Below are 14,735 nucleotides of genomic sequence, written 5' to 3'. Positions count from 1 at the left end.
CCCTTCCAGACAGCAGTTGCTTCTAGGCGCCGGGACCGAGCTGGACCAGGACCACCTGACCCGCGGCGGCGCTGCTTGCGGCCTGGGCGGCGTCGGCGCCGACCAGGACATCGACCGTGACCGCGCCGGTGGAGTCCGGCAGGCCGACACCCAGCACCCGCGCGCGGAACGGCCCGGCCGTGCTCGCGGAGGCTTGGCCCGCGTCGGTGCCGGTGCCGCCCGCGACCGGGCTGACCTGGACCAGATCTCCGGGCGCCAACCCGCGGGCGGGTAGGTGCCCCGGCTTGACCTGCAGCCCGACCAGGCGCTCGCCTGGCCCGGGAACCGGCTGCGCGGTGAGCTGGCCGGGCGCGAGCATGGTGCCCGCGGGCAGCGTCGAGCGCACGACCTGGCCGACCACCGCGGCGCGGTCGTTGGCGGAGATGGAAGCCAGGGGCTGGTCTGGCACCGCCTTGGCCACGCCGAGATCGCCTTCGCCGATCCGCTGGCCCCAGCCCACGTCCCGGGTCAGCACCAACACGTCGACCCGCTCGTCCTGGCCCGCGATCAGCGCGTAGTTGCCGTACGCGACCACGGCAGCCAGCACCACCGCGACGGCCAGCAGCCACCAGCGGCGCCGCCGCGGCACCCGCGGACCATCACCATCCTCGGCCTGGTCAGTGACGACCGAGTCGCTGCTGCGCTGCTGCGGCGGCCGGGAAAAAGACACAGCACTACCCACCGGGGTACTCCTTCCCCATTCCAGAAATGCGGTTTCCTTATGTCCACAAAATGCGAGAATCAGAACTTCGCAGAATGCGTTTATGACAACTCTCGGTGCGCTAATTCGCTCGTAATGCCTGCACCTCCGCAACCGCGAACGTGGCCGCCGCTCGTGAGCTCATCTGCGGGAAATCACCACCGACCTCGGCCGTGCCGTCCGAGCCGACCCAACTCACCTGCCATTGGATCGCCCACTCCGCGCTGGCCTGGTCGTTCGGTTGCCCGACCGACGAGCGCGTGTAGACGAAGCCGCAATCCGGACTGGCGGCATGCAATCCGTACGAGCGGTCATACGGCGTGCCCGGACCCGAACACGACATCGAGCCACCGGTGCCCGAGGTGAAGGTCATGCCCGTCGGAGTGGCGGTCACCTCGGCCCAGACCGGGCCGACCTGCACCCGCTGCACCGCCGGATGCCAGACACTGCGGTCGGTCCACACCCACGTGTTCTCCCCGACGATCGTGGCGTCCCGCCCATCCGGCAACCGCACATCCGGCGAATGCCGCGGCACCGGCAACGGCAACCGCAACTGCTCGAACGCCTGCGCGGCCAGCTCCGCCGGAGTCGGAAGCGGTGGAGCAGCCGGCGCCGCTGGCGGCGCGTTAGCCGGAAGAGGCGGAAGACAGCGCATCCCGAACGCACTCCCACCAGGACGGCCACCACCCGGTGGAGCACCAACGCCGAACCCGCCGATAAAACACCCGGGTGGGATGCCACTCGGGGAATCCGCAGTCCCGTCAACTCCGACCTGCCGGTCCTGACCGGGTTGTGGGCCACCAGGCCGGACCGGAGCCTGCCCCCGCCTGTCCAACGCCTGCATGTCGATCTGGGGCGGCGCATAGCGGCCCGACCCGTCGCCCGGTACGACGATGACCTGGCCGTCGTCGTTCGGCGGATCCTCTGCCATCGCGGGTGAAGGCGACACAGCCATCGACCCAGCAACGACTGACACGGCTACCAAGGAGGTGATCGGCCCACTTCTACGCCCCAGCATCAGCATGTCCCTCCGGGGAAGGAGACCTGGGCGACTTTCCACTGGCCGTCGCTGGTGTCGCGCTTCAACGATGCGTTGACCGGATTCCGCGGTACACCAACGGTTTTCCGGTCACCGGTCTTGGCGTCTGCCTGACCGGTGCGGGAAGCGTCCTGGCAGTCGACCACCTTCGCGGTGTCTCGAGTAACGTCGACCGACACGATTCGAGCGGTGACATCGCCGTAGATCTTGATGCCAGCCTGCTTTTGATAGCGCATCGCGTTGAGCGTCGTAGTGAGCTGGGGATCAGTCGCAACCGCGGCCACCGCGTCGTGCCAGGTGTCTTCCGGGTTGTCGTCAGCATGCATAGTCCGGGGCCAGAACTGGGTGTAGGCGGCCTCGACCGCCTGCCGCTGGTCCTGCCCGGACGCACTCGGTGCCGAGGGAGTCTGCGATGGAGCCGACGGGTTGGGTGACGACGCCGGCGCCGGAGCATCCCCACCGCTACAGCTCGCCACCAGCATGGGCGCCAGAGCCGCGCCTGCCAGGGCAACGAGCTGGGACCAACGACGGGTGCCGACGATCATCACAAGTACCTTCCCTGTCTTCCGGTATTGATGTCCGAGCCGACCTTCCGGCCCCGGCTGCACGCAGTTAGCCAGCTACGCCACCAGCATGCTGACCAAGGCACCGGCCAGCAGCGGCGGCCCGGCGGGGAACCGCGAATTCATGCGTCTGGAGCAAACCGCCACCACGAGCGCGACCACCGCGGTGAGCCCGCTGACCATCAGGAGTCCCCGCAGCAGCCCCTCCAAGCCGAACCAGCCCAGGTACAACGCGAGCGCCCCGTACAGGGCGGTGTCCCCACCTCCCGTGTGGTTGGGTGCCCACGCCTGCACCAGCGCGGCCAGCGCGAACACCACCACCGCCGCGCCGCAGGCGAAACCGAGCTGCGACCAACGCTCCTCGAGCGCCGCGGCGCCGAACAAGGCGATCACGCCTCCGCCCGCGAAGGCCGCCACAAGCGGAAACGGCAGTCGCCGACAACGCAGGTCGGTGAGCACGAGTCCGCATCCCAGCGCGCAGGCCCAGCACCACGCGAGCCAGATCGGAGTCACGCCGAACCGGAACCACCCCGCCCAACACAGCACCGCGGTCACCGTCGACACCACGGCGGGCATCACCGCGCGCGCGAGACCCGGGGCCGTAAGCGGCGAGCCGACCGCCCGCTCGGCGATCCTCACCAACGCTGGCCCGGCCATCAGACCTACGGCTCCGACTGCCCACGGCACCATCGAGACCACGAGCACCTCCAGAGTGAGCGCACAGGGGCCAGCGATCGCCAAGAAGAAGATCGGGGAAACCGGCCCCCGGAAGGCCGGTGCCCCCGCATCCGGCGTGCCGGGCCGGAGCTTGCTGGTCCGCATCGGATAGCACCTTGTGAACCGGAGCCACAAGTCCGAGTCGTTCCGCCGCCGATCTTGCGAACCTCGACATTTCTCCACCTCCCGACGCTCTGACCTGCAGATGTGATCAATTACCACATGTCTACGCGGTCTCGTGAGCAACTTCCAGCCGCGCCCCGTTCACCGACGCGCCGGTCAACGGGAAATTCCACCCGTCTGGAGTAACGTCGATCACAGAGCGTGGTCAAGTTTCCGGCAAGTGGAGTAAGCCCGTGCGCGTTCCGTTACGTTGAGGCTCGTCGGCGTTGGGCGGAGCGGGTCTTCCCTGCGCGGCGGTGTCGCGGGGAGCCGTCGGCGTTCTCGAACAGATCCGCATGGCGGCGCAGCCATGCCTGCATGCTCTCCAGCACGGGCAGCAACTCGGCGCCGGCTTCGGTCAGCCCGTACTCGACCGAGCGATCCCAGCCCTCAGACAGCGCAGTTCGGTGCACCAAGCCTTCCTCGGTGAGCACACGCAACGCCTCGGTGATTCGGCTGGGGCTGAGGGTGGCCTTCGTGCCGTTCCAACGATCGCGGAACGGCCACTCAGCCGCCATGCGCGCGAGATCGCGTGGGCGGCGAGGGCCGTCTCGCAGCAACGCGAGCACCGCCAGATCCCAATTGCCGTGGAACAGCTTGCCTATGTTGTACGTGTCGACCGCCAGCGTCCAGTCGTTAGCGCGCATCAGCCCTCCCCTGATCGCCCGCCAACGCCGGATTCCTAGCCGCCAGCGGGGCCGCGATGACCGCGTCGAACACCAAGATCGTCGGTGTTCAGCACCCCCACGCCCGGTCGCATCGCACATTCCCCTTAACGTGCGGAGACAGGTGAACCATCCACGCTACCGGCGTCGGTCACAAACCCGCATCATCATCTTGTGTGTCCAAATCCTACAGACGAGGCCGACATGATGACCGCGCGTTAACGCTCAGTAGTTGATCTGGGCGCGAGTGCGCTACCAGCGCTGAAGTCAGCCTTCGCCATCGCCGGGGGCCGAACTGAGCTCGGGCGGCCACCAGGCTTCATCACGGAGCGTGCCCGCCGGAAGGCGTCGCCGCACCAGCGACGGGTAGAGGTCAGTGCCCGGGATGTCATCCCACCGGATCCACACGGCTTCCCACAGATCGCTGCGGCTGACGACCTCGACATCGTCGGCACCCACCAGCGAGGTGTCGAACACCAGGTTGACGTGGTTCCCCTCGGGCCGCGGTTCGTCCTCGATCGCGGTGTGGAAGGCGAGATCGCCTACCTCGGCACCCAGTACTTCACGCAGACGCGCGCGCAGGCCACCGCAGACGGTCTCCCCGGAATGGATCGCACCGCCAGGCAGCATGTGCCACCGCTGCTCGCGGTGCCGCAGCGTCAGCACGAACTCTTCGCCGAGCAGACGAGCGATCACTGCATGCGCGTAAACCACCGTGGTCAACTCCGCGATCGGCCCGGCAGCGCGTCGACCATCACTCATCTCGCGCACCTCGCTCGTCGTTGCCTTCCCGACTTCGATGTCGTGCTCCGCACGACAACACCCCCTCGACGCGACGACGAAGCCTTCCAGTCCGGATAACCGCGGCTCGCCGTCACCCGTCTGGGGGCACGTCCTACCAGGTCTGTGCATCCGTGTCGAACCCGGCCTTACCCACCACCATGAAGCGGTTACCGGTGACGGCATATCCTGCGCGACTTGGCACCCAGGCCAGGTACTGCGGGTCACATCCGATCAGCAACTCGTCACAGCGAGGTGGTGACGCGGTAGTCACCGGAGCGCATAGCGCACCCGCCAAGGCATTCGCGGTACCGATCATGTCAGGACGATCGCCCGATTGACGGCAACTGCTACGACCTGAGTGAGCCGAAGTAATCACCCTGTGCAACGAGGTTGCTGGTTGATCATCGTCGCGGAGCCAATGGCGACACGACCATGATCACGCAGGCTGATACCTTGAACAGCATGGTCGACGTCACACTCGGTTCCCCTGTCCGGCCTCGTGACCTGCGCAAAGAGTCTGTGGATGACGTGCTGACCCGCGTCGAGGCCGGGCTCCGTGTGACGCTTGATCGCGCGACGGTGGCGCGCAAGCGGCGTTCGGTTGGCGCTCGCAGTGATCGGGGCACGTGGGTGCGGATCGAAGCCCGTCCTCTGGCCAAGATCGTTGCGCATGGGCAGGTGGCGGACGGCATGGAGGCCGCGAGTCTGCTGAGCGACATCGCGAAGCCTGCTTGGTACGCGGCGCTGAGTTGGTACGCACCCGACTCTCAGGCGTTCTGGCGTGCTGATGAGGTCGAGTTCGTCTCCGATGCGGCCCTTCAGCGGCGGATGATGCGCGATGTGTCGTTGTCCGAGACGTGGTGGGCCACGTTCAACGCCTCGCTGGACGCTCTCGCCGGCCAGCGCACGACCCGGATCGCTACCCCGGACACCGAGGTGATCACACAGGCGCTGGTGACGCAGGAGATCGAGCGCGCTTTCCCTGGGCAGGTCGATACGACGCTCACTGAGCCGTGGACGCCCGCGCACGCGGATCTGGGCTGGGCGAACGTGACGTGGCCTGGATGCTGGATCATCGATTGGGAAGATTGGGGGATGGCCCCGCGCGGGCTGGACTCGGCGAATCTGTGGGCCAGTTCGTTGGGGATCCCCGGGCTTGCCGAGCGAGTCTGGCAGGAGCGACGCGCTGATCTGGAGTCGCGGCCGGGCAAGCTCATGGCGCTGTTCTGCTGCGCGAAGATTCTCAGGGACTCGTTGCTTCCTAGCGAAATGCGGGACCTCGTCACCGGTAAGGCAGCCGCTATCGTCGCCGATCTCCAGCGATGACCGGTCAATCATCACGGCGCCTCGTTGATCAGTTCCCGATATCTGACGAGCGCTGCGGAATTGAGACGCATGGCGGTCGCCGCGACGAGTTCGCGTAGGTGCGCCGGGTTGCTAGTTCCAACCGCAATCCGTGCGACGCTCGGCAACTCATAGGCCAGACGGAACGCCGCTTGTGGCGTGGACCAGTCTTGATCGCTTGCCAGAAAAGCGCGTAAATCAACGACACCCCATGCCGGATCAGCCATGCTGCCGGCAAAGGGGCTCATTCCCCAGCGGTGCTGCGTGTTGACGCCCATCGTGCGACACAGACTCTCGCCTACGCTGAGAATCGGTGCTGCCACTGACAATCCTGCCCGCAGCAGGACCACGTGCGGCTGAATGTCGGAGACGCGATGTTCGACGGCGGCCGCGACAGGACGAGGATCCCACGTGGCGATGCCCCACGCGCCGCACAATCCGGACCGGCTCGCCTCGCTCAGCGTCGCGCAAGCGGCGGCCAACCTGTCGTAGGACTCCGTGGGATCGAGCTCTGACAGGGTGACTTCCGGGTTGTGAAGGAACACCACGTCTGGAATGCGGCTCAGATCGTCGGCGGATCGCTCGACCGCCGCCCGCAGGCGGGCGGGGTCAAGCGAATGCACCGGGCGCTCGCCGGTGTCGCTGAGGAAGTACCCGACCTTGGTAGACAGGGTGAAGTCCCCGAGCAGGTCAGCAGCGGTCCGCGCGAGCGCCCGGTGCGTCGTGAAGCCCTGGTAGTTGTACGCGGTATCGATGCCGCGTACACCGAGGCTCAGGGCGTGTTCGAGCAGGTCCCGGTCGGGACCAGACCGGTGCAGGCCGAGGACAACGCCTCGGTCAGCTCGGCACACACGCCCTCCTCCAACAATGGCTCGGCGATCGCCGCCGCGTCCACACCGGTTGCAGCCGTCACATCGGCGATGCCAACCGGATGCCCAGACAGCAGGTACGCCAGCACCGGGCCTGCGTTGCTGCCAAAAGTGAACTTCTTCTCCGCTGCGCGTACTTCGATCGTCTCGCCCTGGCGCTCCACATGAGGTGGAAAGCCGGCCACGCACAGCACGGCCCTTGGCGGGCCAAACACACTGCGCGTGGCCACCTGCCGTGGCGGACGTCGCTCCTGCTCCCGAGCGGCAAGGTAGTCACCGATCGGATAGTCCGCCACGAGCTGTCGGACCTCCGCGACGAGACTGTCTTGCTGTCCCGTCGCCGCGCACGGCCCATTCCATCGGTCAAGGTCATGACGGAACGGCTCGCGCTCGCGGCTGCGATCAGCGACCCACGTCAACCAGTCCACGCCCGTGCGCTTCACGAACCCGAACGTGAGATGGAGGCTGTAGCCCTCACCTCGATCGGCGCGGGTCGCCTGGTGCCAGTAGCCACGCGGAATGTGCATGACATCGCCCGCACGCATGGTCCCCGACCAAACGATGTTCTCGCTCGGCGCGGTGTTGGCCTCGGCGTCCCGGTACATCGGCGCCAGCCGGGAAGCGCCACGCACTTCCCAGGACTTCTCGCCCGCAATCTGGACGATCACGACGTCGTGATCGTCCCAATGCAGTGAGAACCCGGCTGCGTCATTAGTGGTCAGATAGGTGTTGACCTGCACCACCTCCCTCGACCACCACTGCAGGGCGCGGCACACGAGCTCCATCGTCGGATCGAAGGCATCCAGCGCGTCGAGTACAACCGTGCAGCCCGACTGCAACAGCTGCCCCAGCCGATCCATGTTGGCCATCGGCAACGACTGCCCACGTCGCGTCACCTGCTGCGTGAGGTAGGCATCAGGATGCAGCTCCGTGCCGTGCTCAAAGCACCGGAATTGCGGCGGTGCCAAGCTGCGCCGCATGATGACGTCCAGCAAATGCTGGGGCGTCAACAACCGCGAGCACAACCCGACGTCGGCCATGCTGCCCCGGGCAAACTCGACGCCAAGCGCGCTCGGACCGTTCCACCCCAACGCCTTCTCGACCGACCGGACCAATTCGTGATCCATTGTCACCTCTCGGTCAGGACGACTCGGGGATGTTCAGCCCGTCGCCGCCCGCGTCGCCGTGGCCGTCGCCTCCTGCGTCCTGGGCGCCATCCGAGTGCACGGCGTCCATACGCCCACGCACGAGAGACAACTGCTCCACCGCCACAACCAGACCATTGTTGTTCTGTTCCACGGAAATGTTCCCTTCTCTCCGGTTATTTGTGCTGCACGCCAACGATTGTTGGCGTGAAGACTCGGCCACTGGACGCCGGGCCAGCCGCCGCAGCGGTTGCTCCTCGGCGGAGTGGGTCGACATCTCTGCCGCGTCGGATTCAGTCGAACCACCCAGAATCCGGCTTGCTGCGCCGTCCGCGCAGTGGGGGCACTGGGCCCGGTGTCCGCTTCGGTAAGTGTGGACGCGTCGTTGGCGAGGAGATTCCCCGCCGTGGCGCAGGCGATGGCCAGCATTCGCCACATTGCCTCGATTCCGGGGAAGGCTGGCGGAGTATGCAAACCCGGCCGCAGACAGCCAGCGCGTAAGTCTCGTCTGCTGCTCGGAGCCAGTGGACATATCCCTGTGGCAATCGGTGAAGCACGTCGCCGTGTAGTACTCCGGGCCAGACGTGGTCTCTGCCTCCTTTGCCATCACTCACCGCCTGCTGTTCGGCAATCAGCGGCCGGGTGACGGTCGGACGAGATCCGACGCTGACCTATGCGCTCGCGTCGGTGCGCCAGGCTCGCCGTCCGGAGGCAGCTCTAGTACTGCGCTGATGACTTCCCCGACTGCGCCGAAGTGCCGCCACAGGGGCACCGCCGCCGACCCCTCCTCGAAGTAGTCGATGGTTCTCCATCGAGCTGACGTGGCGACCGTCATCGAGGTGACCGAGTACGTGTCGACTACAGCGCCGCGGTGGCCTTCGTAGTACAGACCCGGGTAACTTGGGTTCTGAATCTGCTCGAATCCGGCGGCTGTGGCTTGACGCATCGCGTCGGTGCGCGAACGTTCCTCGTCCGTGACTGCGTCCATGTTCAGTTCCGCCTCGCGTCGTCCGCAGCGGTCCCGGAGGTCAACTGCGGCAACTCCGGGACCGCTGCGATCGAGCCCTGGTGGCGTTGCGGCGGTTTGAAGCGCTGCGGGAAGGCCCAACGCGACCAGGACGCCTCCCCAGGAAGAGGCGATGGCCCCAACGACTACTGAGCGTGGGCCGTCGGGGCCATCGCAGGGAGCTGACCGGCCCGAGGGGGGCGCAGGGGAAAGCGCCGGGTCGGCCAGCAGGTCGTCGAACCCGATCCCGCCAACGCACAGCCGACGCCAGGAGCGCGGCGCAGGCTCGTGAGATCTCGCCAGTCGCACGGTCATCAGGCCCACCTACTCTCCGTATGCCCCGGCATTGCCCGGGTGGTCTTCGTGGTTCGCGCACTTTCTACAGGCGACGATCAGGCTGAAACTGCTCGCAAATAGCCTCTGAGCAGCGAAGATGCGGTGCAGTCCGTGCGGCTTGGGTTCCTGCCGGCGACGTAGCCAAGCCACTGTGCTAGTGGCCGCGCCACCAGGCGGGTCCTAAGATCGAGCGGAGTGTGGGACTTCAGCGCGGCGCACGAGGACGGCGGGCCTCCTGGCGGAGCGGATGTCGTGGCGTGCGCGTCGCAGTGTTCCGCCACCGCGAGGCTTTTTCGTGCTCATGCCACTACTTTCGCCCGCTCGCCAGCGTCCAGTCCAAGGCCAAGTAGTCCTATCCGTGTCATAACATGACGGCCGGGCATAAGCCCAGGTCACGACCCCGCGCAGAGGCGTCGGTACCTGAACGAATTTCTAGCGAAGGGACTCCCGCCCCGTGCATGATGACCACTCCTGGCTCTCGCCGAGGAGCACGACGGAGGTCGAACTGAACACGGGCTTGCTCGCCGAAGTCTTGAAGGACTACCGGAACGAACACGGGGTCAGCCAGGCGGACCTTGCCCAGATCCTGAACATGGACCAGTCCTACGTCTCCAAGATCGAGAGTGGCCGACGCCAAGTCCGGGACCTGGACACGTTTCTCCGAGTCATCAATCAGCTTGGCATCGCGCCCGCGCGACTCGGTCTCTCCAAGGAACTGCTTCACCCAGTCTCGCCGCCCTCGACGTCGACGCTCGTCAACGAAGTAGACCCGGTGGCAGTCAGCCAAGAGCAATGGTGCCGTATCCGCCGCGAGCTCAACAGCCGGCGGCGGGAGCTGGCCGAGGCCGCAGCAACCCTGTACCAACCAGAAGCCCGGATCGGCAAGGCGCCGTTCATCGCCAAGCGGGAATGGATGCCGCCAGCGCCGGTACGGCTTGAGAACATCCAACTCGGATGGTCGGACGGCCGAGTCCCGATCATCGTGACGGGCACCGAGCCGGAAGCAGACCAGGCATTGCCGCTGCGCGCTCCAGGTCGCCGGTTCGAGCGCTACACATCGGCCATTCGGTATCTCGACCCGCCATCACTCTTTGAGAACCGCGTGAGCTACCGGCTCCTCGACGTCGATCTAAGCCCCGGACACGAGCGGATGACGTTCGGGCTTGCCACCTATTTCGACAAGCTAGACCTGTCCGAAGCCATTGCTCACGAACTTGCGTCAGCGCAGGCACCGGATCGGACGACGCCCCGCGCAGATTGGTCGGAGCTTCCGTTACGTAGCCTGATCGGTGATCCCTTCGACTTGCACCGGCGACCCGTTATGCCCGCAATCGAAACGCTTACGCTCCGGCGGCAGCGAAACACGGGCAAGGCTACATTTCTATTGCACTGGCGCGATCCTGCGAAGGTTGCCACCGCGGCCGGAATTTACGGTCTCATACCGGCAGGGGAATTCCAGCCCTCGTCGGTAGCATCGTGGGACACGAAAAACGACTTCGACCTGTGGCGCAGCATGGTCCGCGAGTTCTCCGAGGAACTGCTCGGTGAGCCCGAGCGAGACGGAAGCTCGGGTGAGCCGCTTGACTACGACAACTGGTCCCTGTATCGAGATTTGCAAGCAGCCCGGGAAAATGGCCGGGTAGCCGTCTACTGTCTAGGAATCGGACTTGACACCCTCACGTTGACCGCAACGGTCCTCACTGTGGTCGTCATGGACGATGACATCTTCGATGAGCTGTTTGGCGATTCCGTGCGGGTCAATGCAGAGGGCGTTCTTATCACGGCAGCTGAGTCGACCTCGGTATCCGAGGGTGTCCCATTCACAGAAGAGAACGTGACAAGACTCCTTACGCGAGAGCCAATGGCATCGCCTGGCGCCTGCATCCTCGATCGTTCCTGGCGCTTCCGCGCCCAGGTCCTAGGTCGCTAGTCGCACGTCACAGGCGCAGTGTCGTCGCCGCAGCGCTGCCGTGGTGGCCCGCCCGGGGAGTCCGCGTGTCGGCGGCGTCGCTCAAGCTGGTTGAGGAAGTCGATCAGGTCGCCGGTGACGCGTTCGCCCTTCTGGACGACTGCGGCGAGTTCGGGGCGTGTGACGGGCAGCAGCTCGGCGGCCCGAATGAACGGTCTCTCGTTCGCGCGCTGGCCGGTCAGCTTGCGGCGGCGAGGTTGCCGGTGAAGTCGAACTCGCCGTCGGCGGCTCCGGCGACGAACGCGGACCACTCTCCTTCATCGAAGCGCAGTTCGACATCGGTGATGAGGGACCTGACGAGGGTGTCGGTGCCGATCATGGTGATGGTGGCGACGCCGTTTGTGCTGGCGAGACCATCGCGAGCTTCGCGCACGAATGCCGCCCAGGCGGGGAAGGGGAAGGGGATCGTGCCAGCAGCGGGGCACTTGCTGTGCCGGATGACCACGCCCTCGGCGGCTGGGGCGACCTCGACGCAGTTTTCGCCGTTGCTGCTGCGGCTGGAGGTCCGCCACGCGAGGCGGTCGGCGGTGGTCATCTCAGTCCTCCGAACTCGTTGTCAAGATCTCGATGCGCGCGGCGATCGCATCGGCCGACTCGGACGCCGACAACGCGGCGGCGCACAACCGGTCCGCCGACAAAGTATACGCGCCGACTTGATCTTGATCCTGAACGTAGATGGCGCCGGTGGGGTACTCGATGTAGCCGATGCTCTGAGCCTCATCGAAGTCCAGCAGGAGGAAATCCCCATCGAGCCCGTCATGGACGGCGACGCTGACAGGCATGACGTGAAGCTCCACGTTGTCGCGTTGCATCAGGGCGAGCAGATGTTCCAGTTGTGCTCGCATGACCTGCGGGCTACCGACAATGCGATCGAGGACGTACTCCTCGATGACGGCGCGGAACCGCAGGGGTTTGGTGTCATCGGCGAGTCGCTGGTGGGCCAAGCGAGCGCGGACGACTTGCGGGGCGTCCATCGGCGCGACGCGGAGGTTGCCTACCAACAGACCTGCCGCGTAGTCAGCTGTCTGAAGTTGACCGGGCAGCAGCAGAGACTCATAGGCGAACTCGGCGGCGGCAAGCCCTTCCAGGCCGACGAAGGTCTTGAACCAGTTGGGTAGCACGTCACCAAAGGGCGCCCACCAGGTGCCCTGATCAGCCCGTCCAGCCAGGGACGACATGCGGTCGACATGCTCCACATCCGCGCCATAGGCGCGCAACAGCTCGGTGACCTCGTCGGGCTTCTGCTGCGTCTTGCCGGTCTCCAGATAGTTGATCTTCGCCTGGCTGCAGCTGAGCACCTTGGCGGCCTCGGTCTGTTTCAGGCTGGCCCGCTCGCGCGCGGTGCGTAGGTCGTGGCCGATCAGGAAGCGCAGCGCGGACGGGTCTGAGCGGTGGTCGGCCACTGATGTCCTCCTGTATGTCAGCCAGGTTGCACACAGTGTGGCACCAGGTCGTGCAGATGACGGCAGGTCCACCCAGTTAGCGTATGGGCTGTTGTATATATACAAGGTAGGTTACAGTGGTGCCGACAATGAACGGTACCCCGCCGGGAGGACGCCATAACGCGGCCAGCAACCGCGGTGTGCCTTCCCGGCACCCAAGAGCCCCGGCGGGGTCGGGCCAGTCCCCGACCTGGTCCGACCCCGCCGGTACCAGCCAGCGACCCCGGCCCACAGGCCGGGCCGAGCAGCGGGGAGGGATCATGTGGTGGACGCGACGCAAGCCCGGTCAGTGGGTGGCAGCGTGCCGGGACTTCGCCGGCCGACGACGGGAAATCCTCGTCATGCCTACCGACGACCAGCGGGTGGCGCTGGTCTTCCCACCTGGCGAGGTCGCAGTCCTGGACCCGTTGCAGGCCGGTCGCCTACGGGGCGCGCTGCGTGACGCGGTGCTCGCGCTGGACCATCCCGAGACACGAGACCAGCGCCAGGACGCGATTCCGACCGTGCAGGCCAGCGCATGAGCTCCGCCGCACAAGCCCTCCTGGTGGTCGCCGCAGCCACGGTGTTCATCATCCGGCTGGTCGCCGCGCTTTACCACGCGCACGTCGACGGTCAGATCGCCGCCCGCCGGGAGCGCCAACCGTGAACGCGATGCCCGCACGTATTGCCCAGGACTTGGGTCGACGCCTGCGCGACGCAGGATTCCAGCCGCTGCCCGACGTGGCCGACGACGGCGAACTGATCGGCACCCGCCTGTGGCGGGGNNCCCCCGCCTGTGGCGGGTGCGCGCCGGATACGTGGAATGCCTCGCACTTCGCCCCAACGGACTCGCTCACGCCGTCCGCGCCGAGGCCGCCTTCGACTACCAACGACCTGCCGAGCACGGCCGCGTAGTCGAGCGCCGATCCGGGCATGCCGTCAACGCCCTGGACTGGCTGCTGAGCAGCGCCGACCCACCCGCAAACGACCTGCCCCGCCGTCACGCGCCGCCCAGTCCGTCGAACAATCCGGACGGTCCCCGATGACCCCGCCCGTGCCCGGCGTCGAATGGCTGATGTCGGCCTACGACGCCACCTGGCACGCCTTCCCCACCGCGCAGGTCAGCGACCAGACGCGAGCCTTCTACCAGGCATTATGCGATCACTCGATCCCCGTTCGCCACGTCGAGCGTGCCGCGCCGCGCGTCCTCTGCGCCGCCTGCCTGGTGCTCTACGGCGCGCAAATCCCCGACGACCAGCGATGGCAGATGGGCGGCTAACCGATGGCTGGCCCTGGACCCGGAAGAAGCCGTTACGGATGGAGGCAACGCATGACTACAGCACTGACGCGCCCCGATTGGCCGCGCGAACCTGACGACCGTGACCAGCGGGAACAACACGGTGACCCGCTGGATGCGGTAGTGCCCGATCCCTCCAGCTTGACACCGCTGTGCGACGAGCCGGAGTTCGCGGAGATCCTGGAGGAATTGGTCGCCGACGAGGCACCCAGGATCTTCGCCGTGGTGCAGGAATACGGCGAGCGCGTCGACGGCAGGATCGCCGCCTGGGGCATGGCCTTCGCCGATCACGCCGAGGTCGTCTCGGTGACACGCGGGCTGCGGATGAGCCTGCAAGCCCCGGAGAACGCGCTGCGGATGTTCAAGTTCGGCAGCCACGTCCGGGCTCGCCTGGTGTGGCTCAACCCGGACGCGGCCACGCCCGCCGACGATGACGAGGCGGCCTGAACGAGCGCAAGGTGTCAGCGGATGGCGTGCTGTGGCTGCCGGGGCTGTTCCGGCCGCTCTACCACGTCATCCCTGACACCCTGCGCTACCACCGACTTCGGCGGCATGATCGTGCTGTGGGCGGCGTGCGGCGTGCCCGCGATAACCTGGACCGGCAGCGCCCTGCCGTACTCACCATGTCGGGACTGTGAGCGCGCCGCCGGTCCAACTTTGCCGCCAACGCCGCCCCAATA

Annotated in this window: 17 protein-coding genes; 6 read left to right on the top strand and 11 right to left on the bottom strand. The window is 66.5% G+C overall.

Annotation, left to right across the window (positions count from 1 at the left end; all coding sequences use genetic code 11):
* Positions 1 to 22: 22 nt before the first annotated feature.
* From L942_RS24560 to L942_RS24535, 6 genes are all read right to left on the bottom strand, one after another.
* Complete coding sequence (locus tag L942_RS24560; protein WP_037364681.1) at positions 23 to 721, bottom strand: SAF domain-containing protein; 699 nt, start codon at positions 719 to 721, stop codon at positions 23 to 25.
* 100 nt (positions 722 to 821) lie between these two features.
* Positions 822 to 1,202: a hypothetical protein gene (locus tag L942_RS24555; protein ID WP_235079379.1), complete on the bottom strand. Its 381-nt coding sequence runs from the start codon at positions 1,200 to 1,202 to the stop codon at positions 822 to 824.
* 554 nt (positions 1,203 to 1,756) lie between these two features.
* Positions 1,757 to 2,323, bottom strand: coding sequence for a hypothetical protein (locus L942_RS44430; RefSeq protein WP_158684532.1), 567 nt, complete (start codon positions 2,321 to 2,323; stop codon positions 1,757 to 1,759).
* Between the two features lie 75 nt (positions 2,324 to 2,398).
* Positions 2,399 to 3,163 (bottom strand): methyltransferase, encoded by a 765-nt coding sequence (locus tag L942_RS24545; RefSeq protein ID WP_235079378.1) that lies wholly within the window; start codon positions 3,161 to 3,163, stop codon positions 2,399 to 2,401.
* A 263-nt stretch (positions 3,164 to 3,426) separates the two neighbouring features.
* A complete protein-coding gene (locus tag L942_RS24540; protein ID WP_037364676.1) occupies positions 3,427 to 3,867 on the bottom strand; it encodes a winged helix-turn-helix transcriptional regulator in 441 nt (146 codons plus the stop codon).
* Between the two features lie 285 nt (positions 3,868 to 4,152).
* The gene (locus tag L942_RS24535; RefSeq protein ID WP_158684531.1) at positions 4,153 to 4,656 is read right to left on the bottom strand and encodes an NUDIX domain-containing protein; all 504 of its coding nucleotides are present in this window, start codon (positions 4,654 to 4,656) and stop codon (positions 4,153 to 4,155) included.
* A 474-nt stretch (positions 4,657 to 5,130) separates the two neighbouring features.
* Between L942_RS24535 and L942_RS24530 the strand changes: the two genes are divergently transcribed.
* The gene (locus L942_RS24530; protein WP_037364944.1) at positions 5,131 to 5,994 is read left to right on the top strand and encodes a phosphotransferase; all 864 of its coding nucleotides are present in this window, start codon (positions 5,131 to 5,133) and stop codon (positions 5,992 to 5,994) included.
* Between the two features lie 11 nt (positions 5,995 to 6,005).
* On the opposite strand, the gene L942_RS24525 is transcribed toward L942_RS24530, so the two are convergent.
* The 3 genes from L942_RS24525 to L942_RS44785 are packed head-to-tail and all read right to left on the bottom strand — an operon-like array spanning position 6,006 to position 8,180.
* Positions 6,006 to 6,863, bottom strand: coding sequence for an aldo/keto reductase (locus tag L942_RS24525; protein WP_037364673.1), 858 nt, complete (start codon positions 6,861 to 6,863; stop codon positions 6,006 to 6,008).
* Positions 6,785 to 8,008 (bottom strand): JmjC domain-containing protein, encoded by a 1,224-nt coding sequence (locus L942_RS24520; RefSeq protein ID WP_037364670.1) that lies wholly within the window; start codon positions 8,006 to 8,008, stop codon positions 6,785 to 6,787. Before L942_RS24520 ends, L942_RS24525 begins: the two co-directional genes overlap by 79 nt.
* A 13-nt stretch (positions 8,009 to 8,021) precedes the next feature.
* Entirely contained in the window at positions 8,022 to 8,180 is a 159-nt protein-coding gene (locus L942_RS44785; RefSeq protein ID WP_162472751.1) for a hypothetical protein, read from the bottom strand.
* 1,642 nt (positions 8,181 to 9,822) lie between these two features.
* Between L942_RS44785 and L942_RS24510 the strand changes: the two genes are divergently transcribed.
* A complete protein-coding gene (locus L942_RS24510) occupies positions 9,823 to 11,298 on the top strand; it encodes a helix-turn-helix domain-containing protein (protein WP_037364667.1) in 1,476 nt (491 codons plus the stop codon).
* A 217-nt stretch (positions 11,299 to 11,515) separates the two neighbouring features.
* On the opposite strand, the gene L942_RS24505 is transcribed toward L942_RS24510, so the two are convergent.
* Both L942_RS24505 and L942_RS24500 read right to left on the bottom strand, forming a co-directional pair.
* Positions 11,516 to 11,872 (bottom strand): DUF397 domain-containing protein, encoded by a 357-nt coding sequence (locus tag L942_RS24505; RefSeq protein WP_037364664.1) that lies wholly within the window; start codon positions 11,870 to 11,872, stop codon positions 11,516 to 11,518.
* 1 nt (position 11,873) lies between these two features.
* A complete protein-coding gene (locus L942_RS24500; RefSeq protein ID WP_037364662.1) occupies positions 11,874 to 12,740 on the bottom strand; it encodes a helix-turn-helix domain-containing protein in 867 nt (288 codons plus the stop codon).
* Positions 12,741 to 13,120: 380 nt separating this feature from the next.
* Here L942_RS24500 and L942_RS24495 point away from each other — a divergent pair, with 380 nt between their 5' ends.
* The 4 genes from L942_RS24495 to L942_RS24485 all read left to right on the top strand — a co-directional run bounded on the left by L942_RS24495 (position 13,121) and on the right by L942_RS24485 (position 14,502).
* Positions 13,121 to 13,300, top strand: coding sequence for a hypothetical protein (locus L942_RS24495; protein WP_326929356.1), 180 nt, complete (start codon positions 13,121 to 13,123; stop codon positions 13,298 to 13,300).
* Positions 13,297 to 13,425: a hypothetical protein gene (locus tag L942_RS45920; protein WP_268745741.1), complete on the top strand. Its 129-nt coding sequence runs from the start codon at positions 13,297 to 13,299 to the stop codon at positions 13,423 to 13,425. The genes L942_RS24495 and L942_RS45920 overlap by 4 nt, the downstream gene beginning before the upstream one ends.
* Positions 13,426 to 13,800: 375 nt before the next feature.
* Positions 13,801 to 14,037, top strand: coding sequence for a hypothetical protein (locus tag L942_RS24490; protein ID WP_037364658.1), 237 nt, complete (start codon positions 13,801 to 13,803; stop codon positions 14,035 to 14,037).
* 51 nt (positions 14,038 to 14,088) lie between these two features.
* Complete coding sequence (locus L942_RS24485) at positions 14,089 to 14,502, top strand: hypothetical protein (RefSeq protein ID WP_235079375.1); 414 nt, start codon at positions 14,089 to 14,091, stop codon at positions 14,500 to 14,502.
* Positions 14,503 to 14,735 lie beyond the last annotated feature (233 nt).

Source organism: Amycolatopsis orientalis DSM 43388 (assembly GCF_000411975.1).
GTDB lineage: Bacteria > Actinomycetota > Actinomycetes > Mycobacteriales > Pseudonocardiaceae > Amycolatopsis > Amycolatopsis orientalis_D.
The sequence above is the reverse complement of the archived record's forward strand: the minus strand, read 5'-3'. Positions and strand labels throughout refer to the sequence as shown.

Coding starts and splice junctions, on each gene's coding strand:
- L942_RS44430 (WP_158684532.1), bottom strand. CDS start 2,323: ATGATCGTCGGCACCCGTCGTTGGTCCCAGCTCGTTGCCCTGGCAGGC.
- L942_RS24545 (WP_235079378.1), bottom strand. CDS start 3,163: ATGCGGACCAGCAAGCTCCGGCCCGGCACGCCGGATGCGGGGGCACCG.
- L942_RS24540 (WP_037364676.1), bottom strand. CDS start 3,867: ATGCGCGCTAACGACTGGACGCTGGCGGTCGACACGTACAACATAGGC.
- L942_RS24530 (WP_037364944.1), top strand. CDS start 5,131: ATGGTCGACGTCACACTCGGTTCCCCTGTCCGGCCTCGTGACCTGCGC.
- L942_RS24520 (WP_037364670.1), bottom strand. CDS start 8,008: ATGGATCACGAATTGGTCCGGTCGGTCGAGAAGGCGTTGGGGTGGAAC.
- L942_RS24505 (WP_037364664.1), bottom strand. CDS start 11,872: ATGACCACCGCCGACCGCCTCGCGTGGCGGACCTCCAGCCGCAGCAGC.
- L942_RS24495 (WP_326929356.1), top strand. CDS start 13,121: ATGCCTACCGACGACCAGCGGGTGGCGCTGGTCTTCCCACCTGGCGAG.
- L942_RS45920 (WP_268745741.1), top strand. CDS start 13,297: ATGAGCTCCGCCGCACAAGCCCTCCTGGTGGTCGCCGCAGCCACGGTG.
- L942_RS24490 (WP_037364658.1), top strand. CDS start 13,801: ATGACCCCGCCCGTGCCCGGCGTCGAATGGCTGATGTCGGCCTACGAC.
- L942_RS24485 (WP_235079375.1), top strand. CDS start 14,089: ATGACTACAGCACTGACGCGCCCCGATTGGCCGCGCGAACCTGACGAC.